Source organism: Streptomyces sp. NPDC050743, assembly GCF_044456925.1.
GTDB lineage: Bacteria > Actinomycetota > Actinomycetes > Streptomycetales > Streptomycetaceae > Streptomyces.
This window is the reverse complement of record NZ_JBITGJ010000016.1, coordinates 1-23,790: the sequence shown is the minus strand read 5'-3', so window position 1 is coordinate 23,790 and position 23,790 is coordinate 1. Positions and strand designations below refer to the sequence as shown.

General features: G+C 70.6%; 25 protein-coding genes and 5 pseudogenes. 13 read left to right on the top strand and 17 right to left on the bottom strand.

Going from position 1 to position 23,790, the window contains the following annotated elements:
• The first annotated feature begins 211 nt into the window (after positions 1 to 211).
• On the top strand, positions 212 to 1,327 hold the full coding sequence (locus ACIBJF_RS18110) for a LacI family DNA-binding transcriptional regulator (RefSeq protein WP_399174697.1): 1,116 nt from the start codon (positions 212 to 214) through the stop codon (positions 1,325 to 1,327).
• A 47-nt stretch (positions 1,328 to 1,374) separates the two neighbouring features.
• Here ACIBJF_RS18110 and ACIBJF_RS18105 read toward each other — a convergent pair whose 3' ends face one another.
• The gene (locus ACIBJF_RS18105) at positions 1,375 to 2,166 is read right to left on the bottom strand and encodes a VOC family protein (protein ID WP_399174695.1); all 792 of its coding nucleotides are present in this window, start codon (positions 2,164 to 2,166) and stop codon (positions 1,375 to 1,377) included.
• A gap of 271 nt (positions 2,167 to 2,437) precedes the next feature.
• On the opposite strand from ACIBJF_RS18105, the gene ACIBJF_RS18100 reads away from it, so the two are divergent.
• Positions 2,438 to 2,683 carry a WhiB family transcriptional regulator gene (locus ACIBJF_RS18100; protein WP_351806980.1) on the top strand — a complete coding sequence of 82 codons (246 nt, stop codon included), beginning with the start codon at positions 2,438 to 2,440 and terminating at the stop codon, positions 2,681 to 2,683.
• Positions 2,684 to 2,757: 74 nt separating this feature from the next.
• Here the strand turns inward: ACIBJF_RS18100 and ACIBJF_RS18095 are convergent, their stop codons facing one another.
• The 3 genes from ACIBJF_RS18095 to ACIBJF_RS18085 all read right to left on the bottom strand — a co-directional run bounded on the left by ACIBJF_RS18095 (position 2,758) and on the right by ACIBJF_RS18085 (position 6,526).
• Entirely contained in the window at positions 2,758 to 3,732 is a 975-nt protein-coding gene (locus tag ACIBJF_RS18095; RefSeq protein ID WP_399174694.1) for an acyl-ACP desaturase, read from the bottom strand.
• Positions 3,733 to 3,992: 260 nt separating this feature from the next.
• Positions 3,993 to 4,769: a dimethylargininase gene (ddaH, locus tag ACIBJF_RS18090; RefSeq protein WP_399174692.1), complete on the bottom strand. Its 777-nt coding sequence runs from the start codon at positions 4,767 to 4,769 to the stop codon at positions 3,993 to 3,995.
• A 131-nt stretch (positions 4,770 to 4,900) separates the two neighbouring features.
• Positions 4,901 to 6,526: an ABC-F family ATP-binding cassette domain-containing protein gene (locus tag ACIBJF_RS18085; protein WP_399174691.1), complete on the bottom strand. Its 1,626-nt coding sequence runs from the start codon at positions 6,524 to 6,526 to the stop codon at positions 4,901 to 4,903.
• Between the two features lie 385 nt (positions 6,527 to 6,911).
• On the opposite strand from ACIBJF_RS18085, the gene ACIBJF_RS18080 reads away from it, so the two are divergent.
• Positions 6,912 to 7,751, top strand: coding sequence for an isocitrate lyase/phosphoenolpyruvate mutase family protein (locus tag ACIBJF_RS18080; protein ID WP_399174689.1), 840 nt, complete (start codon positions 6,912 to 6,914; stop codon positions 7,749 to 7,751).
• 64 nt (positions 7,752 to 7,815) lie between these two features.
• Here ACIBJF_RS18080 and ACIBJF_RS18075 read toward each other — a convergent pair whose 3' ends face one another.
• Positions 7,816 to 8,232 carry an SsgA family sporulation/cell division regulator gene (locus ACIBJF_RS18075; RefSeq protein ID WP_399174687.1) on the bottom strand — a complete coding sequence of 139 codons (417 nt, stop codon included), beginning with the start codon at positions 8,230 to 8,232 and terminating at the stop codon, positions 7,816 to 7,818.
• A 210-nt stretch (positions 8,233 to 8,442) separates the two neighbouring features.
• Here ACIBJF_RS18075 and ACIBJF_RS18070 point away from each other — a divergent pair, with 210 nt between their 5' ends.
• Together ACIBJF_RS18070 and ACIBJF_RS18065 are read left to right on the top strand one after the other, a co-directional pair.
• Complete coding sequence (locus tag ACIBJF_RS18070) at positions 8,443 to 9,546, top strand: WD40/YVTN/BNR-like repeat-containing protein (protein ID WP_399174685.1); 1,104 nt, start codon at positions 8,443 to 8,445, stop codon at positions 9,544 to 9,546.
• A 59-nt stretch (positions 9,547 to 9,605) separates the two neighbouring features.
• Positions 9,606 to 9,944: a plasmid stabilization protein gene (locus ACIBJF_RS18065; protein ID WP_399174683.1), complete on the top strand. Its 339-nt coding sequence runs from the start codon at positions 9,606 to 9,608 to the stop codon at positions 9,942 to 9,944.
• Between the two features lie 7 nt (positions 9,945 to 9,951).
• Here the strand turns inward: ACIBJF_RS18065 and ACIBJF_RS18060 are convergent, their stop codons facing one another.
• Entirely contained in the window at positions 9,952 to 10,248 is a 297-nt protein-coding gene (locus ACIBJF_RS18060) for a YciI family protein (protein ID WP_399174681.1), read from the bottom strand.
• A 61-nt stretch (positions 10,249 to 10,309) separates the two neighbouring features.
• On the opposite strand from ACIBJF_RS18060, the gene ACIBJF_RS18055 reads away from it, so the two are divergent.
• Positions 10,310 to 11,050, top strand: coding sequence for an endonuclease V (locus tag ACIBJF_RS18055; RefSeq protein ID WP_399174679.1), 741 nt, complete (start codon positions 10,310 to 10,312; stop codon positions 11,048 to 11,050).
• A 57-nt stretch (positions 11,051 to 11,107) separates the two neighbouring features.
• Here the strand turns inward: ACIBJF_RS18055 and ACIBJF_RS18050 are convergent, their stop codons facing one another.
• The gene (locus ACIBJF_RS18050; RefSeq protein ID WP_399174677.1) at positions 11,108 to 12,235 is read right to left on the bottom strand and encodes an RNA-guided endonuclease InsQ/TnpB family protein; all 1,128 of its coding nucleotides are present in this window, start codon (positions 12,233 to 12,235) and stop codon (positions 11,108 to 11,110) included.
• Positions 12,236 to 12,993: 758 nt separating this feature from the next.
• Between ACIBJF_RS18050 and ACIBJF_RS18045 the strand changes: the two genes are divergently transcribed.
• Positions 12,994 to 13,284 carry a hypothetical protein gene (locus ACIBJF_RS18045; protein WP_399174675.1) on the top strand — a complete coding sequence of 97 codons (291 nt, stop codon included), beginning with the start codon at positions 12,994 to 12,996 and terminating at the stop codon, positions 13,282 to 13,284.
• Between the two features lie 117 nt (positions 13,285 to 13,401).
• Here ACIBJF_RS18045 and ACIBJF_RS18040 read toward each other — a convergent pair whose 3' ends face one another.
• Complete coding sequence (locus ACIBJF_RS18040) at positions 13,402 to 13,665, bottom strand: hypothetical protein (RefSeq protein WP_365334828.1); 264 nt, start codon at positions 13,663 to 13,665, stop codon at positions 13,402 to 13,404.
• A gap of 373 nt (positions 13,666 to 14,038) precedes the next feature.
• Between ACIBJF_RS18040 and ACIBJF_RS18035 the strand changes: the two genes are divergently transcribed.
• Positions 14,039 to 14,440 (top strand): hypothetical protein, encoded by a 402-nt coding sequence (locus tag ACIBJF_RS18035; protein WP_399174673.1) that lies wholly within the window; start codon positions 14,039 to 14,041, stop codon positions 14,438 to 14,440.
• 114 nt (positions 14,441 to 14,554) lie between these two features.
• On the opposite strand, the gene ACIBJF_RS18030 is transcribed toward ACIBJF_RS18035, so the two are convergent.
• From ACIBJF_RS18030 to ACIBJF_RS18020, 3 genes and pseudogenes are all read right to left on the bottom strand, one after another.
• Positions 14,555 to 15,091 (bottom strand): SMI1/KNR4 family protein, encoded by a 537-nt coding sequence (locus tag ACIBJF_RS18030; protein ID WP_399174671.1) that lies wholly within the window; start codon positions 15,089 to 15,091, stop codon positions 14,555 to 14,557.
• Between the two features lie 105 nt (positions 15,092 to 15,196).
• Positions 15,197 to 15,295, bottom strand: a pseudogene (locus ACIBJF_RS18025) (aminoglycoside phosphotransferase); the annotation flags it as partial.
• A 3-nt stretch (positions 15,296 to 15,298) separates the two neighbouring features.
• Positions 15,299 to 15,421: pseudogene (locus ACIBJF_RS18020) on the bottom strand (AAA family ATPase); the annotation flags it as partial.
• A gap of 90 nt (positions 15,422 to 15,511) precedes the next feature.
• Between ACIBJF_RS18020 and ACIBJF_RS18015 the strand changes: the two are divergent.
• Positions 15,512 to 15,614, top strand: a pseudogene (locus ACIBJF_RS18015) (peptidyl-tRNA hydrolase); the annotation flags it as partial.
• 21 nt (positions 15,615 to 15,635) lie between these two features.
• On the opposite strand, the gene ACIBJF_RS18010 reads toward ACIBJF_RS18015, so the two are convergent.
• The 3 genes and pseudogenes from ACIBJF_RS18010 to ACIBJF_RS18000 form a co-directional block, all read right to left on the bottom strand.
• Positions 15,636 to 16,502 carry a 3-hydroxybutyryl-CoA dehydrogenase gene (locus ACIBJF_RS18010; RefSeq protein ID WP_399174669.1) on the bottom strand — a complete coding sequence of 289 codons (867 nt, stop codon included), beginning with the start codon at positions 16,500 to 16,502 and terminating at the stop codon, positions 15,636 to 15,638.
• Positions 16,503 to 16,518: 16 nt separating this feature from the next.
• Complete coding sequence (locus tag ACIBJF_RS18005; protein WP_399174667.1) at positions 16,519 to 17,166, bottom strand: CocE/NonD family hydrolase; 648 nt, start codon at positions 17,164 to 17,166, stop codon at positions 16,519 to 16,521.
• Positions 17,162 to 18,136 (bottom strand): annotated as a pseudogene (locus tag ACIBJF_RS18000) (CocE/NonD family hydrolase); the annotation flags it as partial. The gene ACIBJF_RS18005 and the pseudogene ACIBJF_RS18000, both read right to left, overlap by 5 nt.
• Before the next feature lie 22 nt (positions 18,137 to 18,158).
• Between ACIBJF_RS18000 and ACIBJF_RS17995 the strand changes: the two are divergent.
• Both ACIBJF_RS17995 and ACIBJF_RS17990 read left to right on the top strand, forming a co-directional pair.
• Complete coding sequence (locus tag ACIBJF_RS17995) at positions 18,159 to 18,854, top strand: TetR/AcrR family transcriptional regulator (protein ID WP_399174666.1); 696 nt, start codon at positions 18,159 to 18,161, stop codon at positions 18,852 to 18,854.
• 25 nt (positions 18,855 to 18,879) lie between these two features.
• The gene (locus ACIBJF_RS17990) at positions 18,880 to 19,485 is read left to right on the top strand and encodes an NUDIX hydrolase (RefSeq protein WP_399174664.1); all 606 of its coding nucleotides are present in this window, start codon (positions 18,880 to 18,882) and stop codon (positions 19,483 to 19,485) included.
• A gap of 329 nt (positions 19,486 to 19,814) precedes the next feature.
• Here ACIBJF_RS17990 and ACIBJF_RS17985 read toward each other — a convergent pair whose 3' ends face one another.
• Positions 19,815 to 20,081 (bottom strand): hypothetical protein, encoded by a 267-nt coding sequence (locus ACIBJF_RS17985; protein WP_399174663.1) that lies wholly within the window; start codon positions 20,079 to 20,081, stop codon positions 19,815 to 19,817.
• A gap of 435 nt (positions 20,082 to 20,516) precedes the next feature.
• On the opposite strand from ACIBJF_RS17985, the gene ACIBJF_RS17980 reads away from it, so the two are divergent.
• Together ACIBJF_RS17980 and ACIBJF_RS17975 are read left to right on the top strand one after the other, a co-directional pair.
• Complete coding sequence (locus ACIBJF_RS17980; RefSeq protein WP_399174661.1) at positions 20,517 to 21,155, top strand: HD domain-containing protein; 639 nt, start codon at positions 20,517 to 20,519, stop codon at positions 21,153 to 21,155.
• Between the two features lie 198 nt (positions 21,156 to 21,353).
• Positions 21,354 to 22,346: a GlxA family transcriptional regulator gene (locus ACIBJF_RS17975; protein ID WP_399174659.1), complete on the top strand. Its 993-nt coding sequence runs from the start codon at positions 21,354 to 21,356 to the stop codon at positions 22,344 to 22,346.
• 3 nt (positions 22,347 to 22,349) lie between these two features.
• Here the strand turns inward: ACIBJF_RS17975 and ACIBJF_RS17970 are convergent, their stop codons facing one another.
• Both ACIBJF_RS17970 and ACIBJF_RS17965 read right to left on the bottom strand, forming a co-directional pair.
• On the bottom strand, positions 22,350 to 23,330 hold the full coding sequence (locus ACIBJF_RS17970) for a GlxA family transcriptional regulator (protein ID WP_399174657.1): 981 nt from the start codon (positions 23,328 to 23,330) through the stop codon (positions 22,350 to 22,352).
• A 224-nt stretch (positions 23,331 to 23,554) separates the two neighbouring features.
• Positions 23,555 to 23,790, bottom strand: a pseudogene (locus tag ACIBJF_RS17965) (integrase); the annotation flags it as partial.

Below are 23,790 nucleotides of genomic sequence, written 5' to 3'. Positions count from 1 at the left end.
CGGCCGTGCCGGGACGCCGGGCCGGGGGCGACCCGTCCCGGGCCCTGCTGCTCGCCCACGCGGACGGCCGTGCCGGACGGCACTTCACGAGCCTCGGCGCCGACGCCCGGCACACCGCGCGAGCGAGCACGGCCGCGCCTGAATCGCGGCGCCGACGGGGTCTGCACCGCGCGGTTATCCTGACCGGCAGCCGCCGATGAGGAGTCCCGAAGTGACCGAGGCAGTGTCGCGTCCCACGCTGGAGGCCGTGGCCGCGCGGGCCGGGGTGTCCCGGGCCACCGTGTCGCGGGTGGTCAACGGCGGCGACGGGGTGCGCGAACCTCTGGCCGAGCGCGTCCGGCAGGCCGTGGCGGAACTGGGTTACGTCCCCAACCAAGCGGCGCGCAGCCTCGTCACCAGGCGGCACGACGCCGTCGCGGTCGTCATCGCCGAGCCCGAGACCCGGGTCTTCGCCGACCCCTTCTTCGCGCTGCAGCTGCGCGGCATCAGCAAGGAACTCACCGCGCACGACAACCAGTTGGTGCTGCTGCTCACCGAGGGCCGTGACGATCACGCGCGCGTGGCCCGGTATCTCTCCGGAGGCCATGTCGACGGCGCGCTCGTCTTCTCCCTGCACCTCGACGACCCGCTGCCGGGCCTCATCCACGACGCCGGCGTGCCCACCGTGTTCGGCGGACGGCCCGGCTGGGGCGACAACGGCCGGGCGGCCGGCCCCGCTCGCTCCCCGGCGAAGGACCCGGGTGTGGTGTACGTCGACTGCGACAACCGGGGCGGGGCACGCGCGGCCGTACGGCATCTCGTGGACCTCGGCCGCGGCCGCATCGCGCATCTCACCGGCCCGCTGGACCAGACGTCGGCGGTGGACCGGCTCGACGGCTACCGGGACGTCATGGGCGAGGCGCCGGGCGGCAACGACCCCCGGCTGGTGGTGGAGAGCGACTTCACCCCGGCCGGCGGCGAACGCGCCATGCGCGAACTCCTCGACCGCTGCCCGGAGGTGGACGCCGTGTTCGCCGCCAACGACCTGACCGCGCTCGGCGCCCTGCGCGTGCTGCGCGCGAGTGGCCGCCGGGTGCCCGAGGACGTGGCCGTGATCGGCTTCGACGACATGCTGCCCGTCGCCGAGGAGGCCGACCCGCCGCTGACGACGGTCCGTCAGGACATCGAGGAAATGGGCCGCCTGATGGCCCGCCTGCTGCTGCGCGGACTGTCCGACGGCCGCGACCGGACGGACGGCCGCGACCGGACCGGAACCACTGCGGACGCAGCGACGCCCGCCGGCGGCGTGGTCCTCCCGACCACGCTGATACGGCGGGCGTCCGCCTAACCGCCCCGCACGCGCAAGGCGGCCCCGGTCCGGTCGGCCGACCGGATTCAGCCCTGTGGCGCCTCGCTCTTGATCACCGCGAAGCGGGCGCCGTACGGGTCGGTGAGCCTGGCCATGCGGCCGACGCCCTCCATGGTCGTCGCCGGCACACGCACCGTTCCGCCGAGCTGCTGCACCTTCTCCACGACCGCGTCGGTGTCCTCGACCTCGAAGTACGGCAGCCAGTACGGGCCGCCCTGGGCCTCGGTCGGGTCGTCGGCCAGCGGCACGATCCCGCCGAACATCGCATCTTCGCCGCCTTCGGCGGGATTGACGCACGTGTACGTCCCGCCCGGGAAGGGTGCGGCGGAGGTCTCGAGATCCAGCACCTGGTGGTAGAAGGCGGCGGCCGCCGCGATGTCCGGGGTGTACAGCTCGACCCAGCACAGCGAGCCCGGCTCGCTCGCCATGTCGACGCCCTTGGTCCGGCCAGGCTGCCAGATCCCGAACGGCACGCCCGCCTGGTCGGCGAGGACGGCCATGTGTCCCTCGCCCATGACGTCCATCGGCTGGAACAGCACGGTGCCGTGGGCCTGTTCGGCGGCCTTGGCGGTGGCCTGTGCGTCCGCGCTCTGGAAGTACACCGTCCAGGACGGCGGGCCCTGTTCGGGGCCGGACTGCATGCCGCCCGCGACGGTCCTGCCGCCGAGCTGGAAGAAGCCGTAGCCTCCGGCGTCCGGTCCCGCCGACTGGAACTGCCAGCCGAAGAGACCGCCGTAGAAGGAGGTGGCGCCGTCGATGTCGGGGGTGCTGATGTCGAGCCAGTTCGGGGCGCCGTTGACGAAACGGGTGGTGAGCATCTTCGCCCTCCTCGAAAGGGGTCCCGTCCTCTGCACTGCCGAGTCTGGCACCCCCCACTGACAATCGCCGCCGTAGCGCCGCGACGCGCCGGACGGATCCCGTTCCCACGCCGGGCGGCCAGGCGCGTTCTCCGGGTTTTCGCCGCGCCCCGCGCGCCGCCGTGCACCGGTGCGGTCCCGGGGAGCATCATCGGAGGCGGCCGGAGGCCCTGCCGGCGGCGTTGATCCGGCGTTGATCGAACGTTTTTCGCCACGCGGCACGATCCAGGGCATGCACTTCGAGACGATCACCCCTGCCGACGACGCCTGGCAGGCGCAGGCCCTGTGCGCGCAGACCGGGCCGGACTTCTTCTTCCCCGAGCCCGGCAGCTCGGTGCGCGAGGCGAAGCGCATCTGCGCCATGTGCGAGCTGCGCCCGGCCTGCCTGGACTACGCGCTGGCCAACGACGAGCGCTTCGGCGTCTGGGGCGGGCTGTCCGAGAAGGAGCGCCTCGCCCTGCGCCGCACGTCCCACTGACGTCGTGTGCCGACGCCCCCGTCACCGGTCCTTCTGGAAGGGCCGGCCGGGCGAGCGTCGGGCACCGGCGTGCGTCAGGCCCCGGCCCGCGCCGCCATCCGGGCCTTGCGGGCGGCCAGCTTCTCGTCGAACTTGAGGGCCTCCGCGTCCAGGCCCCCCATGAACAGGCCGAGTTCCTCCTGCGCCTGACGTCCCTCGGGGCCGAGGCCGTCGATCTCCATGACCCTCAGGAAGCGCAGGACGGGCTGCAGCACGTCGTCGTGGTGGATGCGCAGGTTGTAGACCTCGCCGATGGCCATCTGCGCGGCGGCCCGCTCGAAGCCGGGGATGCCGTGGCCGGGCATGCGGAAGTTCACCACGACGTCGCGGACCGCCTGCATGGTCGGATCGGGGGCCAGTTCGAAGGCGGCCTTCAGCAGGTTGCGGTAGAAGACCATGTGCAGGTTCTCGTCGGTCGCGATACGGGCCAGCATGCGGTCGCAGACCGGATCGCCGGACTGGTGGCCGGTGTTGCGGTGCGAGATCCGGGTGGCCAGCTCCTGGAAGGCGACGTAGGCGACCGAGTGCAGCATCGAGTGCCGGTTGTCGGACTCGAAGCCCTCGCTCATATGGGCCATACGGAAACGTTCCAGCTTGTCCGGGTCCACCGCGCGCGAGGCGAGGAGGTAGTCGCGCATCACGATGCCGTGCCGGCCCTCCTCGGCCGTCCAGCGGTGCACCCAGGTGCCCCAGGCGCCGTCGCGGCCGAAGAGCGTGGCGATCTCGTGGTGGTAGCTCGGCAGGTTGTCCTCGGTGAGCAGGTTGACCACGAGGGCGATGCGGCCGATCTCGGTCACCTTGGACTGGTCCTTGTCCCAGGCCTCCCCGTCCTCGAACAGGCCGGGGAAGTTGCGGCCGTCGCTCCAGGGCACGTACTCGTGCGGCATCCAGTCCTTGGCGACCTTCAGATGCCGGTTCAGTTCCGTCTCGACCACTTCCTCCAGCGCGAAGAGCAGCCGCGCGTCGGTCCATGCGGACGGGCTGCCGAGGTGAGGGGAAGTGATCGTCACGGGAACTCCAGGGGGACGCCGAACAACGGGGGAGGGAAAGGGGACGGTCCGGCGAGCGGTGCCGGAAACCTACGTGATCGTAGGCTACGAATCCGTAGGTTACGAAGCCGTAGGTTAAGGCCGTTGTAAAGATCGCCGATCAGTACGGCCGGACGGATGACTTCCCCGCGTGTCCCCGCGCCTTCCCCGGCCGCTCCCCAACATGCCGACGGCCCCGGGAGCTGCGGATCCCGGAGCCGTCGCGCTGTGGAGACCGCCCGTCAGGCGTACAGCTCCCGCAGCCGCACCGAGAGGCACGTCACACAACCCTCGAGCTTCTCGAACTCGCTGATGTCCACCGTGACCACCTCGTGGCCGAGCTCGGTCAGCAGTTCCGCGGTCTTCGGTGCGCTCGCCGCCATCAGCAGCTTGTGGCCGCCGAGCAGCACCACGTGCGAGCCGGACTCCTCCGGCACCGACAGGAAGCCGGGGAAGAGCGACGGCCGGTCGACCTTCGGTATGTGCCCGATCACCGTGCCGTCGGGCAGCGCGGTCACCGCGGACTTCAGGTGCAGCACCTTGCTCACGGGAACGGCCACCACGCGCGCGCCCAGCGGCTCGAACGCGGCCCGCACCTGCTGCACACCGGCCGTGTTGGTACGTCCGCCGCGGCCGACGTACACCGTGTCGCCGACCTTCAGGACGTCACCGCCGTCCAGCGTGCCCGGCTCCCAGATCCAGTTGACCGAGCAGCCGAGGCGGGCCACCGCCTCCTCCACACCGGCGGTCTCGGCGCGCCGGGACTCCGCGCCGGGCCGGGTGATCAACGCCACGTTCTTGTACATGACGACGGTGTCCTCGACGAACACCGAGTCGGGGCAGTCGTCCGCCGGGTCGACCTCGATCGTCTCCCAGCCGTGCGTGCGCAGGGCCTCGACGTAGGCCTCCCACTGCTCGACGGCGAGCCCGACATCGACCTTCTCCCGCTCGATGTGCGTCACCAGGCCTTCGGCGAGGCGGGGGCTTGGGCGGCGGACGAGGGCCTTCTTGCTGGGCACGAGGGGCCTTTCGAATCGATGGTGCGGTTCTCCGGTGCCGGTGAGACGGCACCGGTCCGCCATCATGCAATCCGTCCCGGCCACGACAAAACCCTCGTTGTCAGGCTGTGGCCCTCCTGAGACGTCAGGTCCTACGCCGAGACCCCGATGTCGTCCGGCGAGATCTCCTTGAGCACCCCCTCCTCCATCAGCAGCCAGCGGGTGATGCCGATCGACTCGAGGAACGGCAGGTCGTGGCTCGCCACGAGCAGCGCGCCCTGGTACGAGTCCAGAGCCGAGGTCAGCTGCCGCACGCTCGCGATGTCCAGGTTGTTGGTCGGCTCGTCGAGCAGCAGCAGCTGGGGTGCGGGCTCGGCCAGCATCAGCGCGGCCAGGGCCGCCCGGAACCGCTCGCCGCCCGACAGGGTGCCCGCCTTCTGGTCGGCCCGCCCGCCCCGGAACAGGAAGCGGGCGAGCCGCGCCCGGATCCGGTTGTTCGTGGCGTCAGGCGCGAAGCGGGCCACGTTCTCGGCGACCGTCAGCGCGTCGTCCAGCACGTCCAGCCGCTGGGGCAGGAAACGCAGCGGGACGTGCGCCAACGCCTCGCCGGTCACCGGCGCCAGCTCCCCGGCGACGGTGCGCAGCAGCGTCGTCTTGCCGGCGCCGTTGCGGCCGACCAGCGCGATGCGCTCCGGGCCGCGCAGATCCAGAATGCCCTCCACGCGCGCGTGGTAGGCCGTTTCCAGGTTCCGCAGGGTGAGCACCTGCCGGCCGGGCGGAACGGCCGTGTACGGCAGGTCGACGCGGATCTCGTCGTCGTCCCGTACCGCCTCCACCGCCTCGTCCAGGCGCTCCCTGGCCTCGGCGAGCCGCTCCTCGTGCATGATGCGGTGCTTGCCCGCCGACTCCTGGGCGGCGCGTCTGCGGGCGCCCATGACGATCTTCGGCTCGCGCTTGGAGTCCCACATCTTCTGCCCGTACCGCTTGCGGCGGGCCAGCTTGACCTGGGCGTCGGCCAGTTCGCGCTTCTGCTTGCGCACATCGGCCTCGGCGACGCGCACCATCCGCTCGGCCGCCTCCTGCTCGACGGCCAGGGCCTCCTCGTACGCCGAGAAGTTGCCGCCGTACCAGGTGACCTCCCCGGAGCGCAGTTCCGCGATCCGGTCGACCAGGTCGAGCAGTTCCCGGTCGTGGCTCACCACGACCAGGACGCCCGGCCACGCGGAGACGGCCTGGTACAGCCGTCGGCGCGCGTACAGGTCGAGGTTGTTGGTGGGTTCGTCCAGCAGCAGCGCGTCCGGGCGGCGCAGCAGCAGCGCGGCCAGCCGCAGCAGCACCGACTCGCCGCCGGAGACCTCGCCGACCGTGCGGTCCAGGCCGATGTGGCCGAGACCGAGTTCGCCGAGCGTGACGAGGGCGCGCTCCTCGACGTCCCAGTCGTCGCCGAGCGTCTCGAAGTGCTCCTCGGCGGCGTCGCCCGCCTCGATGGCGTGCAGCGCGGCCCGCCGTTCGGCGATGCCGAGGGCCTGGTCGACGCGGAGCGCGGTGTCGAGGGTGACGTTCTGCGGGAGGTAGCCGACCTCGCCGGACACCTTGACGGTGCCGTCGGCCGGGGTGAGTTCACCGGCCAGCAGCTTCAACAGGGTGGTCTTCCCCGATCCATTGACGCCGACGAGACCGGTCCGGCCGGGCCCGAAGGCGATGTCGAGGCCGTCGAAGACGGCGGTGCCGTCGGCCCAGGTGAAGGAGAGGGACGTACAGGTGAGGGAAGATGACATGAGGGCCTCGCGAGGGGTTTCGTGCGGTCGGTGGGCGCATGTCGAGACACCGCGAGGCGGAAACCGAAAGGTCGTGAGGCACGAGGAGGCCACGAAAAAGGCCTGTGCCGGGGGACGGCTCGGACGCCGAGGTCGTACGCCGCGCACACCTCAACCGGTGCGACGCGATGCCTCAGGACCTCAGACGAGCAACGTCCTTCTCCAATCGACGACAACAGGACCGATGTCCACCGTAGGAGGGGGCCTGATGGCTGTCAACGCGATTAATGGCGGCCCCGTCGGTTGATGGCCGCCCCATCCGTGCGGCGGCCGCCGACGGGGCGTGCCCACGCTCATGTCGGATTCCTGCCAGCCCACGGCCCGCGCCGAATGCTTGGCTGGGCCCATGACGCATCAGCACCCGCTTCGCGAGACCGCCCTCGCCTTCCACGCCCTGCACGTGCCCGGCCGGCCGCTCGTGCTGCCCAACGCCTGGGACGCGGTCAGCGCCGCCGTCGTGGCCCGGGCCGGCGCCGCGGCCGTCGCGACCACCAGCGCCGGGCTGGCCTGGTCGCTCGGCGCCGCCGACGGCGACCGGCTCGACCGCGACCACGCCATCGAGGCCGTGGCCCGCATCGCCGCCGTCGTACGAGTCCCGGTCAGCGCGGACATCGAGTCCGGTTACGCCACGGACCCGGCCGGGGTCGCCGACACCGTACGGGCGGTGCTCGCCGCGGGCGCGGTCGGCATCAACATCGAGGACGCCTCGCACGAGGAGGGCGGCGAGCCACTGCGGCCCATTGCCCAGCAGGCGCAGCGGATCGCCGCGGCGCGTGCGGCCGCCGATGAGGCGGGCGTGCCGCTGTTCGTCAACGCGCGCATCGACACGTTCCTGCGCGGCGCCGGGGGAGTGGAGGCGACCCTGGAGCGGGCCGCGGCCTTCCGCGCCGCGGGCGCCGACGGGATCTTCGTCCCCGGCGCCGTCGACCCGGGGACGGTGAAGGCGCTGGTCGCGGGCATCGACGGCCCGGTCAACGTGATGGTCTTCCCCGGCGCGCCCTCCGTCGCCGAGCTGGCCGACCTCGGCGTCGCCCGGATCAGCGCGGGCTCCGGACTCGCCCAGACCGCCCACGCCCTGGTCCGCCGCGCCGCGCGGGAGCTGCTGGAGGCGGGGACGTACGGGGCGCTGGCCGACGGTTACGACTACGGGGAGCTCAACACCCTGCTCATGCGCCCGGCGGGCTGACCGCGCGCGGAACGGCACTCTCGGCTGCACGCGTGCGTGGCGCTCGGCCTCGCGCGCCAACCGCTCAGCAGGCGTCCCGCATCAGTTCGGCCAGGTCGTGGTCCAGGTCGAGCTGGAGGTGTTCGAGGCCGACGGGGACGAGCTCGCCGGTCGACTCCAGGAAGCGCCGGATCTCCCCCGAGCGCACGTGCACGATCGCGGTGCCCTCGGGGGCGTGGAACTCCAGCACCGTGCGGTCGTAGCCGTACGGCCGCACCCGGACGTCCCCGTGCCCCTCCGGCCCCAGAAGCCCGGCCGTGAGCAGCTCGCGGGAGAACGTCCAGCACACCTCGACCCCTTCGAGGGTGGCCGGGGCCGGGAAGGTCATGACGACGGCGAACGGATCGCGCCGGTCGTAGCGCAGCGTCGCGGGAATGCTCGGCATGCGCGGTGCGGCGGCGACGAGACGGGCCTCTACGGGCTGCTCGATGACGGTGGACAACGCCTTGCTCCCTCGTGACGGCTGGACTACGTCCGGGTGCGCGACACCCGGCACCGGAAGAGACGACGGATCCGGCCGATCCGTGCACAGGAAGCACGAGTGACCTCGGTCACCGCGTTCATGCACGGCGCGGGTCCGCTCGTTTCCGCTTGCTGCGGACGGCAGTTGGCCTCTGGACGGCGTCGGCCGGGTGGGCTAGCTTCGCCCGCCATGAGGCGCTTGGGGAGCACGCGACGCAGAGGACGCAGGAGCAGGCTGGTGGCGGCGGGAGTGGCGTGCGGGGCGGCGCTGGCCGCGCTGACCGTGCCCGCCGCCGAGGCGAAGCCCCTCGGGCAGGGCAGTCCGCACTGGGCGCCGAAGGACCCGGGCACCCCGCAGGTCCGCTTCCGGGGCCTCGCGGCCGTCGACCGGCACACCGCCTGGCTGGCCGGCACCGGCGGCACGGTGCTGCGCACCACCGACGGCGGAGCGAGCTGGCGCAACGTCTCTCCGCCGGGCGCGGCCGATCTGCAGTTCCGAGACGTCGAGGCGTTCGACGCGCGGCGCGCCGTGGTGCTGGCCATCGGCGAGAGCGAGGCCTCCCGCGTGTACCGCACCGACGACGGCGGGGCGACCTGGACGGAGTCCTTCCGCAACACCGACCCGAAGGCGTTCTACGACTGCCTGGCGTTCTTCGACCGCCGGCACGGCCTCGCGATGAGCGACCCCGTGGACGGCAGGTTCCGCATCCTGTCCACGAGCGACGGCGGGCGCTCCTGGCGGGTGCTGCCCTCAACGGGCATGCCGCCCGCACTGGACGGCGAGGCGGGCTTCGCCGCGAGCGGCCAGTGCCTGGTCACCTCGGGCCCGAAGGACGTCTGGCTGGCCACCGGCGGCGGCGCCCACGCGCGCGTGCTGCACTCCGCCGACCGCGGACTGACCTGGACGGCCGCCGACACGCCGGTCCCGGCCGGCGATCCGGCCAAGGGGGTCTTCGCACTCGCTTTCCGCGACCGCGACCACGGCCTCGCCGTCGGCGGCGACTACCGCCCCGACCAGGCCTCGCCGCACGCCGCCGCGGTCACCGGCGACGGCGGCCGCACCTGGGCACCGGCCGTCACGCCCCCGCCCGCCTACCGCTCCGGGGCCGCCTGGCTGCCGCACAGCCGCACCGCCGCGCTCGCCGTCGGCCCCACCGGCACCGACCTCACCACCGACGCCGGGCGCAGCTGGCGCACGATCGACACCGGCTCGTACGACACCGTGGACTGCACGCCCGACCTCAGTTGCTGGGCAGCCGGCGAGCAGGGGAGGGTCGCGCGGCTGGAACGATGAGGTGAGCGGCCGGAACCGGGTACTCGGATCGCACGGGAACCGTGACGAAGGGAGCCATCATGCCCGCGGGTTCCAGCTCCAAGCGCGAGCGTCAGTACGAGCACATCAAGAAGAGCGCGCAGGACCGGGGCGAGAGCACCGGGCGCGCCAAGGAGATCGCCGCGCGGACCGTGAACAAGGAACGCGCCCGCTCCGGCGAGTCCAGCACCGCGAGCCGCAGCTCGAAGCAGGACATGTCGTCCAGCAAGCGCGGCGGTCAGCGGTCGGGCAACCGGGTCGGCTCCCAGGGCCCGACCCGCGACCAGCTGTACAACGAGGCGAAGCAGCGCGGCATCGAGGGCCGTTCGCACATGAACAAGGACGAGCTGCAGCGCGCGCTGAACGCCAAGAAGGGATGAGCGGCGGTCAGTCGAGTGTCTGCCGGTGGCGGGCCAGCTCCGGAGCCGTCTTCGTGGCGGTGAACTCCGTGATGCGGTACGTGCACACGCCGCCGACGGCGAACGGGTCGCCCGCCACGATCTCCTCGATCCGGGCGCGGTCCCCGGCGACGGCGAGGATCACCCCGCCGTCCCGGGGGTTCTTGCGCCCGGAGGCCAGGAAGAAGCCCTTCTCGTACTGCTCCTCGAGCCACGCCACATGGTCCGGCAGCAGCGCGTCGACGGCGTCGAGAGGTGCGGTGTAGGTCAGGTCCAGCACGAACATGATCGCGAGCGTACCCCTTGGCTCCGACAACGGCCTCCGGGATCGTACAGTCGACGTCACCATGACGACCGTTGGCGTACCCGCGGGCTGGCCCGCGACCGAGGAAGAGGCCCGCGCGGTGCAGGACGAGCTGCGCGGGCGGGTGGTGCTCGACGAGCGCGGACCCGAGCCGGGCACGGGCCGGGTGACCGGGGTCGACGTCGCCTACGACGACGAGCTCGACCTCGTCACGGCCGCGGCCGTCGTGCTGGACGCCGCCACCCTGGACGTGGTGGCCGAGGCGACGGCCGTCGGCCGGGTCTCCTTCCCGTATGTGCCCGGCCTGCTCGCCTTCCGCGAGATCCCCACCGTCCGGGCCGCCCTGGACCGGCTGCCGTGCCCGCCCGAATTGGTCGTGTGCGACGGCTACGGCCTGGCCCATCCGCGCCGCTTCGGCCTCGCGAGCCACCTCGGCGTGCTCACCGGCCTGCCGGTCATCGGCGTCGCCAAGAACCCGTTCACCTTCACGTACGACGATCCGGACCCGGCGCGGGGTGCCTGTGCCCCGCTGCTCGCGGGGCACGAGGAGGTCGGGCGGGCGCTGCGCACCCGGGACGGCGTCAAACCGGTCTTCGTCTCCGTCGGCCACCGGGTGAGCCTGGACAATGCCGTGGCCCACACGCTGGCCCTGACCCCGCGCTACCGGCTGCCGGAGACCACACGCCGGGCGGACGCCCTGTGCCGCCGGGCCCTTCGGGAGGCGGCACGGAGCGCGGGAGAAGGCGCTCAGGAGTCGACCACCCGCCAGGCGCCGACCTCCTGATACGCCGAGTCTTGAAGTTCTCCCCTCCCTTCGCAAGCTCGGGAAGGGGATTCCCGTCTACCTTTCGGCGACAGGTTTGACGGTTTTACCCGCCCTGCGACCGCGCCTTCCGGCGGCCGGGATCTCCGTGATGACGTGGCCGATCCGATACAGGTGCAGGATGTTCCGGGCCGCGTTCCAGTCGGCGTTTGCGGTCCATCCACACTCGGTGTTCTTGCACGCGAACAGCTCTTGGGTCTCTCGGCTGCCTGGCGTGATGAAGCCGCACGCCGAGCATCGCTGAGAGGTGTACGGGGCCGGTACCCTGACCAGCTCGCCGCCGCACCGGGCGAGCTTGTACGTCAGCATCATGACCGTCCGCCCCCACGCCTCTTGGGTGAGGGAGCGGTTCGTACCGGCCTTGGCCTTGGCCCCGTTGCGCAGGTAATTGCCTTCGTTGTCGGGGTCGGGCTTCGGCTTGGGCGCTTTGGTCATGCCGAGGATGTTGAGCTGTTCGACCACGACCGTGCCGTAGGTGCGGGCGAGGTAGGTGGTCGTCTGGTGCTGCCAGTCCAAGGCTCGTCGCGTGGCTTTTGCTCGGAGCTGCTTGATCTGGTCGTAGGTGTGCTGCAAGCGGCGGGAGGTCTTCTCCCCCTTCTTGCGGAAAGACCTCTGGTGTGCGGCCTGCCGCTCCAGCGTGAGGAGCTTGGCCTTCTCCTTCTCGGTGAGCCACTTGTCCCGGTCGGCGGTTTGGTCCGGCAGGCGCGGGGGACGTCCGTGGTCCTGGTGGTCCTTGTTGGACAGGGCGAGGGGGATGTTCACTCCGGCGTCGATGCCGACTTCCGGGCCCTGGTGGGGTTGCGGCTTGGCTTCGAGGGTCTGGACGCGGAAGGCGATGTGCCAGCCCAAAGCGTCCTTGACCAGCCGGGCGCCGGTGATCCGGTTATCGGTGTTGGCTCGCCTGCCCACGGGGAGGTCTTTGGTCCAGCGGAAGCGAACCCGGCCCACCTTGGGGATGTTGACCATGCCCCAGCGGCGGTGGACACGGACGATGTTCAGGAGCGTATGGTCCGCGGCCTGCCGGGGCGCCTGGGGTGGGAGGCCGCAGCGTGGCGGCGTGCGATGAGTTCGCGGTGCCGGCGCAGCACCGTCTCGGGGCGCACCAGTAGCCGTATGCTGCGGAGAGCGTCGAGCGGCAGCCGACAAAGGAGAGCTGCCAGGAACGCCCGGTCGCCGGGGGTGAACCGGACTCTGTTCTCGCCGAGTTGGCGTTCCAGCACCGTGATCTGGTGACGCAAGGCGAGTATCTCGGTGTCCTTCTCGCGGTCGCTCATCGGGAGCAATCGCAGGAGGGCGAGGGCATTCATGACGCCGAGGTAGGCCAGTTTCAGCAGCACGGTCGATCATCATGCCGCCTTGATCCATAGGGCGGCTAGGCTGCTGACTTTGACACTTCCGGCGACGCGGTCGGGGCCCGGTGACCGAGGCACACTGCCTCCCACCAGAGCGGATGAGTATTCGGCAGGCGCAGGGTCGTGCGGCTGCGTCGGGGCGGGGCACCCCAGTACGCCCAGCTTCGTCAATCCCGGGCTGGGGACACACCACATCAGAGCGGCGATCCCATCGGCCAGTAGGTGTTGCCGGTAGGCGTCTTCTCGTGATCACTTCGCGCTCGTGGCGGCGTCTGGCCACCACCGCCCTGCTGTCCTTGTCCCTTTTCGCGCCTCTCGCGAGCGTCGACGCCGTCGCCGCGCGCGTCGCCGCGTCTGACCCCGCCGTCCGCCGTCGGGGTTGATCACAGCGGCCTACGGCACGGTTCGGAGTATTCCCGATGGCCTCGCGATAAGCCTCAAATCATGCGGTTCGGTGACATCATGAGTAATGAATTCCGCGTCATGACGGTCGTCCGACCAGGCGACACCTGAGCCTCTTCCTGCCTGTCAGTACGGAAAGGCGGTGAGCACGTGAGCGACACCGAGCAGGAGCCCACTGCGGCCGAAGGAACAGAGGCGGAGACCACCCCCGAGGAGTCACCGGCCACGACTGAGGCCGGCCCTGCGGAGGGCGAAGAGCCGACCCCCGAGGCGGCGGAGACGGAAGCAGAAGAAGAAGAAGAAGAACCCACCCCTGCCGCGGCCGAGGAAACCGGGGCCGAAGAACCCACCCCCACCACAGCCGAGGAAACCGGGGCCGAAGAACCCACCCCCACCACAGCCGAGGAAACCGGGGCCGAAGAACCCGCTACAGAGGAGTAGGAGAACGGCTGTGCGCGACGACCGTCGCGCACAGCCACGACGGCAGTCTCGAAAGCCGGCTCGGGACACCCCTCAAGCGGACTCGCCGACAGCCAGCTCGCTGCCCGTACCCACCGGTCACGCATCCCGCCGTGTGAGGAGAGGACGTCCGGATGCCTGCAGCACCGCTGGTGCCACCACGGACGGGTCTCCGCTGGCCACCCACCGGAAGCGGGCCACCATCATCATGTCGTCAACGCTCTCCCGCACGAACCCGTCCACGACGCCAAGACCGCCCGGGCGTTCACGCAGCACCACATCGCCCGGCTCCTGATCATCCGCGATCTGCTGGTAGTCCCCCGAGTCGGGGCAACCCGAGAACTCGTACACCCAGTGGCCCATGCCTGCCATCCTGCTGGGAACAACGAGCACGCCACTGATCAGGCACGAAGGCGCTGGAGCGGATTCACCCGAAGGGATGACAGGCACTGCTGATCAGACAAGTCCACGCCCCCGAGGCCCTGGAGCCGGTCGTCGGCCGGCCCGATTCGCGGGCCGTGGCGGATACCCCCAGCACGGAGATGACCCGAATGCCGTCGTTTCGCGGGGTGAACCGCGATGACTCTGCCCGTACACCACCGGCCCGGCCATCTCATGGAACGAGCTTTGCCCTCCCTGGGCTGGGACGAGCACCCGGTGCACCGGGCGTTCCGAGTACCAGGCGCTGCTGCCGGCAGTGCGGGTGCCGATAAAGCATCGGTGCTGGTCATGCGGCATGTCGGTACTCTTGGAGGACTCCGCCGACTCGATCGTGTCGACGGACGTCGAGACGAGTGATCCGGTCCTGATCTTTGATCTGTGCGGGAAGTGCGCGCAGCGGCGCGGCGTGGCCGAGCGTCCGGTGGGGTCGATGCCCGTTGTAGAAGTCCTCGAACTCGCGCAGTACACGCAAGAGCTGCCGCTGGTTCCAGGCCAAGGTGCGGTCCAGCAGCTCGCTACTGCCGGGCTCACCCCTTCCCTGGAGTTCCGGTGTCGTCGCAGGACACGTGAAGGGGGCGAAAACGCTCAAGCGAGCCATGCATGGCCGAGCCCCGTGGGCGTCCGGGTCGCGGGCCTGGGCCCCGTCAACGTCAGCCGTACGGTGCCCGGCGCGGGTGTTGGCTTCGTTGATCTCTAGGGCCAGCGTTTGGCGACCGGCTTCCGGAGGCGGTTGGTGATCACCTGGCTCACGGATCTCGATGAGAAACGACGGCACTGTCGTGTCCACGAACGTGGGACGGCCAGCCTCTCGTCACAGTGGCTGGCCGTCGAAGGGGTCGTCGGAGCCGGGCTTGAACGTCGTGCCGAGGTCGTACTGCGCGATCCCGAACGGCTGGAAATCGGCATCGGCAAGGACGCGGTAGAGGAACTCCGAGGTGGACATGTCGTATCGGTGCCATGCGCCGACGTCATTGGACCGCGCGAGGACGGGGTACTCGCCCGGCCGCTCGGCATCGATCAGCCAGAAGTACTCGTCGGCCCATTCGGTGGAGCCCCACTCAACCAGCCCCTTGCTGCCCGGCGCGTAGATCGCATAGGGCTCGACGGCGGAGACGTTTCCGAGCTTGCTGTCCTGGTCGACCGACAGGTCGACTCGCCACTGTGTCAGGAAGTCGAACGCGGGGCCTTCGTCGCGCCCCAGAAAGTAGAGGGAATCACTGAAGACGCCGCCGCCGAACACCTCGTAGAGCTCCTTGTAGTCCGCCGGCAGCGCAACCCCCAGCTCTCCCTCGATCGCCGCCCAGTCGACATAGATCCCGAGTGGCTCCCACCCGGTCAGTTCGATCACTCGCTGAACCCACATACAACACTCTTTTAGCACCGGCCTTCGTTCCGATGTCCGGTAGGAAAGGCCGACATTGCTCCGACGGCCTGCTCGGCCCAGTTCAGTCGTTCAGCGGACCGTTGCGATGAGGCGTCGCAGTGCGGCGTGGCCGGGTGGGCCCCAGGTGGGCTTGCCGCCGTGGCGGCCGTGGACACCGGCCTCTCCGATGACTCAGCCGACCTTGGCTGGTTCCTCAGCCCGGGCTCGTGTGCTGGCGAGGCGATAGGGGTCAGTGCCGGTCTCGATGATGGTGCCGTTGAAGGTGAGGCGGTCGACGATGGCCGCGCAGAGCCGGCGTCCTGGGTTTGGAGCAGGTCGGCGGCGTCCCGCAGCAGTTGCCGGCCGATCTCGGCCGACCGGCGCAGCTCGTAGCAGACTGGTTCGCTCATGGCGAGCGGGCTCCCGGTCGTCCGGGATGCGGGGCTTCACCGAGATCGCTCCAGGCTCCTGCACGGTGGTCGCGGACCACCCGGCGCTGCTGTCAGGGCCGGGTGGCCGCCGCTGCGGCCTACGCGGTCGCGTAGTCGTGGAAGCCTCGGCCGCTCTTCTTGCCGAGCAGACCGGCCTCGACCATGCGCAGCAGCAGCGGAGGCGGCGAGTACAGCGGTTCCTTGAACTCGGTGTACATCGATTCGGCGATCGCGTGCGTCGTGTCCAGTCCGATCAGGTCGGCGAGTGCCAGCGGGCCCATCGGGTGCGCGCAGCCGAGCACCATGGCCTGGTCGATGTCCGCGGCGGAGGCGAAGCCGGACTCCAGCATCCGGACTGCGGAGAGCAGGTACGGGATGAGCAGCGCGTTCACCACCAAGCCGGCGCAGTCGGTGGAACGGATGATGTGTTTGCCCAGCACGGCGGTGACGAAGTGCTCCGCACGCCGCTGCGTGTCCTCGCCGGTGAGCAGGGACGGCACGAGTTCCACCAGGGGGAGCACCGGCACCGGGTTGAAGAAGTGGATGCCGACGACCTGCTCGGGCCGTGCCGTGGCCATGGCGAGCTTCGTGATCGGTATCGAGGAGGTGTTGGAGGCGAGGACGGCGTCCTCGCGCTGCACGACCTTGTCGAGGGTGGCGAATACGTCGATTTTGATCCGTTCGGTCTCGGCTGCGGCCTCGACGACCAGATCCCGGTCGGTGAACTCGCCGAGGTCGGTGGTGAAGCGCAGGTGGGTGAGCGCCCGTTCGCGGTCCGCGTGCGACAGTTTTTTGCTGCTGACGCCGCGTGCGAGGGACCGTTCGACGCGCCGTCGGCCGGCGGCCAGTGCGGTGGGGCCCCTCTCGGCGACGAGAACGTCCAGCCCGGTCCTGGCGCAGATCTCGGCGATGCCGGAGCCCATCAGTCCGGCGCCCACGACGCCGATACGGCGGATGGTGTCCATAGGGTCGTTCGTTCCTTCAGGAGTACGTAGGCCTGGGGAGCACGGTGAGCTCCAGGTGGGCGCCGTCGTGCCCGCCGGTCAGCAGCCATTGGGTGCTGCCGGTGGGGCGGTGCGCCCGCCATGGGTGCGCGGTGCCTTCGCTGTGCGGGAGGTAGAGGGGGAAGCAGCTGGAGGCCAGCTGGACGCGGAGCCGGTGGCCCGGTGGCACACGATGTCCCGCGTCGCCGAGGTGGATGGGGATCCGGTGCCACTCGTGGGCGCCGGACAGCCGGTACGGCGCCTCGAGGATGCGTCGGCTGGTGCCGTCGGGCGCCACCTCGCAGAGCTTGACGACGAGGTGGCCGACGGCCGCGGTGGAAGTGACCGGCAGCACCAGCCGGACCGGGCCGGCCCGTTGCAGCGCCTCGCCAAAGGCGGGGCCGGTGAACGTCAGGACGTCCGGCCTGCGCTCGACCGTCCGCTCGTTAGGCAGTGCGAGCAGGGGGCGCCACCAGTTGAGGTCGGTGGTCGGTACGGGGTTCGCGGGGTCGTGGTCCCACCTCGCCGTGTGCGGCGTGGTGTCGGGCCGTGCGGAGGAGCGCTCCGCCCTGCGGGCCTGGTGGCCGCGGCAGATGCGTCGACGAGGTGGAGCCGGACGCTGACCGCTCCGGGCGGGGGCCGGCACCGGCCGTATGCCACCTGCCGCTCGTGCTCTGCCAGCGGACGGGCGGCAGCGACGCCCCTGCTGCGCCCCTTGCGAGGTGCCGCAGCAGGAAGTCGGTCGCCGGGCTGAGTGAGCGGTCCAGCATGGCCTTGCGCGCGGCCGGATCGGTGAGGTGGTCGGGGCTGCGCCCGTTCGGGGTGAACAGGTCGTCCTGGTGGTCGGTGGCGCCGGCGAGCAGGTGTTGCGGTGCGCTCGCGGAGCTTCGGGCCCGCTGCCAGTCGCGCAGCTGGCCGCCCTGGAACAGGTCGTACCAGCCCGTGCAGTGCAGGGTGGGTATCCGCCCGTGCCCCGGGTCGCGGCCGCCGAACGCCAGCTGCCGCCGGCGCGCGTCGCCGGGGGTTGCGGTGGCCCACTGGGCCGGCGGCAGCGGGGAGCCGGTGTCGGGCAGGGCGTCGAGCAGTTCGGCGAGCGGCCGCCGGGACCAGTCGGGGGCGGGCAGGACATTGGCGCGGCCGGCCCAGGTGGACGTCAGCCACTCCACCATGGGCCCGAGCCTGAACACCCCGCCCCGGTGGACGAGTTCTTTGCCGATGTCGGTGGTGGTCAGGCGGGACACGAGTGCGCGTAGGGCCGGGTGGCCGGACGCGGCCGCGGCCCAGGCGGTGAAGCCGTAGGAGGAGTTGCCCCAGCAGCCCACCGTGCTGTTGGACCAGGGCTGGGCGGTGATCCAGTCCAGGGTGTCCCAGGCGTCGGCGACTTCCGCGGTGAAGGGGACCGGCCGTCCCTCGGAGCGGATCTTGCCGCGGACGTCCTGCGTCAGCACGGCGAGTCCGGCCTCGGTCAGCCGGGCCGCGATGTCCGGCAGCAGGGTGTCCGGGTGCGTCTTGTCGTAGGGGGTGCGGATCAGCACCGCCGCCAGCCGCGGGCGCCGCGTGGGCGACGGGGGCAGGTGGACCTCGGTGTGCAGCCGTACGCCGTCTGGCAGGCGCACCCGGTGGGGCTCCGCCTGCGGGATGGGCGTACCGAACGGCACGGGGACGGCCGTACTCACCCGGCGCTCACGGACAACGCCCGGCGACCCGGACCGGACGGACGCGCGCCGTACCGAGTTCCGCGAGGCCGCCTGGCGGCTGATCTCGCAACACGGCTACCACGCCGTACGGATCGCCGACATCGCCCGCGCCTGCGGCACCAGCAGCGGCGCCGTGCACTACTACTTCCCCACCAAGCAGGACGTCCTCAACGCCGCTCTGCTGCACTGCGTCGAGAGCGCCTTCGAGCGGCAGAGCGACGAGCTGAGAAGCGTGGACAGCGCACACGCACGGCTGCTGCGGCTGATCGACATGCAGCTTCCGGCCGGCGGCCGGGTCCGGAACGAATGGCTGGTCTGGCTGCAGTTCTGGGCCGAGACCGCCCTGCGCCCCGAACTGCGCTCCATCCACAACGACTTCTACGCCCGCTGGCGCGAGGCCGTGGTCCGCATCGTGCGCCGGGGCCAGCACCAGGGGCAGTTCCGGGCCGACACCGACGCCGAACAGCTCGCGCTCGGCCTCACCGCGCTCACCGACGGCCTGGCCATCCAGGTACTGACCGGGGCGCCTGGAGTGACGCCCGAGCGGATGCGGAGCGTCCTGCTGGACTTCATCGACCGCGAGCTCCTCGCGCCTAAGAACGCGCCCACGAACCAGGTGGAACATGCCGGCGCCTGATCCATACGAGCCGGAGGTAAGCGGGATGGACCGGCTGGAGGAGCAGGTCCGCGCCCACCTCGCCGCCTTCCACCGGCGTACCGCGGCGCCACCGCCCAACGCCCGTCGCGCGGGCGTATGCCTCACCCTCCACCCGCACCGCGGCGAACCCCACGTGCTGCTGATCAAACGGGTCGCCCGCGGCCGCAACGCGGGCCAGTGGGCGCTGCCCGGCGGCCGGCTCGACGGCACCGAGACCCCGCAGCAAGCGGCGCTGCGCGAACTCGCCGAAGAGACCGGCATCTACGCCGACCCGGCCGAAGTGGCAGGACAGCTGGACGACTTCGTCACCGACTCGGGATTCGTCATCACACCCGTAGTGGTACTGCCGCGGCTCCCGCTACGACTGGAACGCAACCCTGACGAGGTCCACTCCCTGCACCCGATCCCGCTGCGCTGGCTCACGGATCCGGACGTTCCGCGCTGGCGGACGGATCCGCAGGGCCGACCGCTGCTGCAGATGCCGCTGCGACGGGGCATGGTGATCCACGCCCCGACCGGCGCCCTGCTATGGCAGTTCCGCGAGGTCGCCCTGCTCGGACGCGCCACCCGCATCGCCGACCTGACCCAGCCGGACTTCACCCGCACCTGAGCACGACGACACGACCCGGGAAGGGTCGCACCACCAGCACGACAGGGCCGCAGCCTTGTCGGCGCAGCAGGTGGAACAACTGTCCGCGATCGGGATGCGGTGAGGGGAGAAGGCTCAGACAGAGAGCCGCAGCAGGACCGTCGACCGCGAGGCGCGTACCACCCCACGCGGACGACACCTCAGGTGTCCGCCGTCCTCGATCCCTGTGCTCACGAGAGCAGCATCATGACCTGGGACAACATGCCCACTGAAAACGTCAGCTGCTGGACAGTGGCGCGGGCCGCTCGGAGCAGTTGGTCGAGCAGATGTACGCGAACGGCGTCGACCCCTCACGGGTGCCGTACTTCCATGTCGTACGCCTGGCCGAACCCGAGGCAACCCCGCTGGAGAAGCACCTCACCACAACGCTGAACATCCCTGAGAACAAGCCACTCGCGGATATCCTCGGCGCTCACATCGCGCAGACGCTGGCCGAGCGGGGGCGCGGCGATCTGGAGCAGCGGCTGCCCGCCGCGTTCGGGCAGGCTTTCCTCAGCGACCGCACCATGTTCTCCCTGCTCAATGTGCACCGGCTGTTGGGGGGCCGACGCCTTCACGGACGGCCGCCTCGCCCTCGACGCCTGTGTCCTGCCGGCACGGCTCCTGCCCAGCCGGTAACCGGTCCGGAGCAGGGCAGGGCCGGCCGAGCGAGGCCGCGGCGCGCCGCATCCCCCGTCAAAGCAGCCGAGCACCGTACCCGGTCCCGGCCCGCCAAGCGCTCCACAGCCGGGACCGGTCGCAGGCCGTTGTGCTGTCGATGTCCGCACCACGCACAGGCGGCCGACAAGCTCGCGTCCCCGCACTTACTCGGCCACGGGAAGTTCGTTCCGTGGCCGGGCCCGGAGCCGGTCGGCTATCGCCGCCCGCAGAGCCTGCGTCCGGATCTGTGGGATGCATGTCCGTTTGGACACTTCCGGCTACCGGACCGGATGGGGACCGTGGAGATGAATCGGATGCGACCCATTCCTCGACCTTCCCCTTCAGGAGTCCCCATGCCCGAAACGATTGCCGGGATCACGGTCCCGGACACCGCCCTGGTCCACGAGGCGACCGCTCTGGTACGCCAGTCGGCCGACGACACGCTGTTCCACCACTCCCGCAGGGTGTTCCTGTGGGGAATGCTCAAGACCGCTGTCCGGGGACTCGAGGTCGACCCCGAACTCGCCTACGTCGGCGGCCTCTTCCACGATCTCGGGCTGACGGCCGACCACCGCACGAAGGACCGCCGCTTCGAGCTCGACGGCGCCGAGGCGGCGTACGGCTTCCTGCGTGACCACGGGCGCAGCGAGGAGGAGGCACGAAACGTCTGGCTTGCCATCGCGCTGCACACCACACCGGAGGTTCCCCTCCACCTCGCGCCCGAAGTCGCCGTGGTGACGCTCGGCGTCGAGACCGACGTCCTGGGCCTGAACCTCGAGCAGATCACCCCGGTACAACGCGCCGAGGTCGTCGCCGCCCATCCAAGACCGGATTTCAAGAACCGCATTCTCCAAGCCTTCTACGACGGCATGGCCGACCGGCCGGACACCACGTTCGGCACCATGAACGACGACGTCCTGGCACACTTCGACCCCACCTTCCAGCGCAAGGACTTCGTCGATGTCATACGGTCCAACGCCTGGCCCGAGTGACCTGATTCGCGATCATGGCAACGTCGCGGGTCGGCCAGCAGTCGGCGAGGGGCCGGCCGGCGCTCTTGGCCCAGGCCGGCCCACCGAGCGGCCCGTTGCGCCGCGAGTTGGACCGGTCCGGACGGCGAGGGACTCCCCCGCTCTCGGACGCCGTGATTTGATCAAGGAATGTGATCGAGGAAAGGAACCGACAACCGCATGACCGTCCATCGTGTCGCCTTCCTCGTGTTCGACGGAGTGAAGATGCTCGACGTCTCCGGCCCCGCGGAGGTGTTTGCGGAAGCCAACACTCTCGGCGCCTGTTACTCGCTGCGCTACACCTCGTCGTCCGGCGAGCCGGTACGCACCTCAATCGGTACGCGCCTGCCCGTCGACGCGGCCGCGGCAGAGGTCGACGCCGACACACTTGTCGTCCCGGGTGCGGATCCACTCGTCACCGAGCCGATCCCGTCGGATCTGACGGAGGCCGTCCGGCTGCTGCGCGCCCGCACACGCAGGCTCGTCTCCATTTGCACCGGCTCGTTCGTTCTCGCTGCCGCAGGCCTGCTCTCGGGGCACCGCGCGACCACTCACTGGCGTCACGCCCAGCTGCTCGCGCGCGCCTACCCCGACATTCGCGTCGAGCCCGATTCCCTCTTCGTCGAGGACCGTGGCATCTTCACCTCGGCGGGCGTCACGGCCGGCATCGACCTTGCGCTTTCCCTGGTCGAACGCGACCAGGGTGCGGATCTGGCACGTGACGTCGCCCGGAACCTGGTCATGTTCATGCAGCGCCCCGGAGGGCAGTCCCAGTTCTCTGCGCCGCTGAAGGTGAGCGTGCCACGCACGCCCGCACTGCGGGCAGTCGTCGACCTCGTCTCGGCGCATCCCGCGCTCGAGCACAGTACGGATTCGCTGGCGGCCCTCGTCGGTGTCAGCCCCCGGCATCTCACCCGTCTGTTCAACGCCGAGCTCGGCAGGACCCCGGCCAGGTTCGTCGAACACGTGCGGCTGGATCACGCAAAGGCCCTGCTCGACGCCGGTCACAGCGTGTCCGAGAGCGCCCGCGCCGCCGGGTTCGGCAGTCCCGAGACGCTGCGACGGGCGTTCATGGCCCGGCTCGGTGTCTCACCCAGCCACTACCGCGCCCGGTTCGCGACAACGCACGACTTCGACGTCCCCGAACAAACGGGCCGCCGCGCACAAGGCTGATCGTCACGCCCCCGCCTGCGCGCGGCGAGCCGTGCCGAAGCGGCGTTGATAGGCAGTGGGACTCATGGACAACTCCCGTGCGAAGACCCGGCGCAGACTCTCGTAGCTGGGGAATCCCGCCAAGGCGGCTGCCTGGGTCGCGGAATGCCCCTGATCGAGGAATGCCTTGGCGAGGTCGAACCGGATCGACTCGACGTACCGGGCCGGCGTGGTGGACAGCTCCTCACGGAACAGCCGCGTGAGATGGCGGGGGCTGACATTGAGATGCTTGGCGAGTTCGCCGAGGGAGTGATTACCCGCAGGATCCGCCTGGACCAGGTCGACGACTCTGCGCAGCGCGGGAGACCTGGGTGGCGGGGCCTGCAGCGGAGCGGAGAACTGCGACTGACCGCCCGCGCGTTGCAGGTAGACCACCAGGGCACGGGCGACGTCCCGGCTGAGTTCGGGGCCGTGGTCCTCCTCCACGAGAGCCAGCGCCAGGTCGATGCCGGCGGAGACGCCCGCCGACATGTAGGTGGTGCCGTCGCGTACGTAGATGGCGTCGGGCTCGACACGGGTCTTCGGACACCGGGCGGCGAGTTCGCCGGTGACCTTCCAGTGAGTGGTGGCACGCTTTCCGTCCAGCAGGCCGGTGGCAGCCAGGACGAACGCCCCGGAGCAGACGGAGGCGACACGGCCGGAGCGGGCCGCCAGGTCCCTCGCTGCCTCGACCAGATCGCGCGTGACGGGAGTCCTGGGATAGATGTCGCCGCCCGGCACCACGAGCGTGTCCGGAGCCGGCTCGGAGTCGGGGCTGCCGTCGACGGTGATCCGTATGCCGACCGACGACGTGACGTCGGCACCGGTCGTCGACAGCAGGGTGATCCGATAGTCGGCTCCAAGTCGATTCGCCTCAGCAAACACCTCGGCGGGGCCTGAGACGTCCAGAAGTTTCACCCCGTCGTAGACGAGCATGGCGATCCGGTGGTGCGTGTCGGAGCTCACGGTTCTCTTCCTCCGGCATCTGGATCCGGTGACTGGCGGCCGGACCGAGGCCGCGCGTGCTCCGCGGTCCGGACCACGGAGCACGGCCACTGCCCACTCGTCCTCCACCGCATCGGAAGCGCGGACGTCATGACCGTCATCATCGCAGGGACGGCCCGGTCGTGACGGCCGGACTCTGGCCGGAAACGCATGTCGTGTGCCGCTCGAAAAGTCGTCGCCGCAGGTCACGCGGCGTATCTGTACTCGTTGATGAGGCCACCGAGGATCCGGGTGTGCAGCAGCTTGTGGGCGCCGCTGTCTATCGCGGTGGGCTGTTTCTGGGCATCGGGTGGTAGCTGGTTGCGCGCCTGCTGGGGCCGATGCTCGTTGTGGTGCCTCTGGTAGGCCGCGAGCACCTGCCGGGCATGCGCCTCTCCCATGACGAGTATGTGGTCGAGTACCTCGCGGCGGAGGCTGCCGA

Coding starts and splice junctions, on each gene's coding strand:
- ACIBJF_RS17990 (WP_399174664.1), top strand. CDS start 18,880: ATGGACCGGCTGGAGGAGCAGGTCCGCGCCCACCTCGCCGCCTTCCAC.
- ACIBJF_RS18060 (WP_399174681.1), bottom strand. CDS start 10,248: ATGTTCGTGCTGGACCTGACCTACACCGCACCTCTCGACGCCGTCGAC.
- ACIBJF_RS18080 (WP_399174689.1), top strand. CDS start 6,912: ATGACGCATCAGCACCCGCTTCGCGAGACCGCCCTCGCCTTCCACGCC.
- ACIBJF_RS18085 (WP_399174691.1), bottom strand. CDS start 6,526: ATGTCATCTTCCCTCACCTGTACGTCCCTCTCCTTCACCTGGGCCGAC.
- ACIBJF_RS17995 (WP_399174666.1), top strand. CDS start 18,159: ATGGGCGTACCGAACGGCACGGGGACGGCCGTACTCACCCGGCGCTCA.
- ACIBJF_RS18070 (WP_399174685.1), top strand. CDS start 8,443: ATGAGGCGCTTGGGGAGCACGCGACGCAGAGGACGCAGGAGCAGGCTG.
- ACIBJF_RS18040 (WP_365334828.1), bottom strand. CDS start 13,665: ATGGGCCACTGGGTGTACGAGTTCTCGGGTTGCCCCGACTCGGGGGAC.
- ACIBJF_RS18055 (WP_399174679.1), top strand. CDS start 10,310: ATGACGACCGTTGGCGTACCCGCGGGCTGGCCCGCGACCGAGGAAGAG.
- ACIBJF_RS18010 (WP_399174669.1), bottom strand. CDS start 16,502: ATGGACACCATCCGCCGTATCGGCGTCGTGGGCGCCGGACTGATGGGC.
- ACIBJF_RS17980 (WP_399174661.1), top strand. CDS start 20,517: ATGCCCGAAACGATTGCCGGGATCACGGTCCCGGACACCGCCCTGGTC.
- ACIBJF_RS18100 (WP_351806980.1), top strand. CDS start 2,438: ATGCACTTCGAGACGATCACCCCTGCCGACGACGCCTGGCAGGCGCAG.
- ACIBJF_RS18035 (WP_399174673.1), top strand. CDS start 14,039: ATGTCGGTACTCTTGGAGGACTCCGCCGACTCGATCGTGTCGACGGAC.
- ACIBJF_RS18065 (WP_399174683.1), top strand. CDS start 9,606: ATGCCCGCGGGTTCCAGCTCCAAGCGCGAGCGTCAGTACGAGCACATC.
- ACIBJF_RS18105 (WP_399174695.1), bottom strand. CDS start 2,166: ATGCTCACCACCCGTTTCGTCAACGGCGCCCCGAACTGGCTCGACATC.
- ACIBJF_RS17975 (WP_399174659.1), top strand. CDS start 21,354: ATGACCGTCCATCGTGTCGCCTTCCTCGTGTTCGACGGAGTGAAGATG.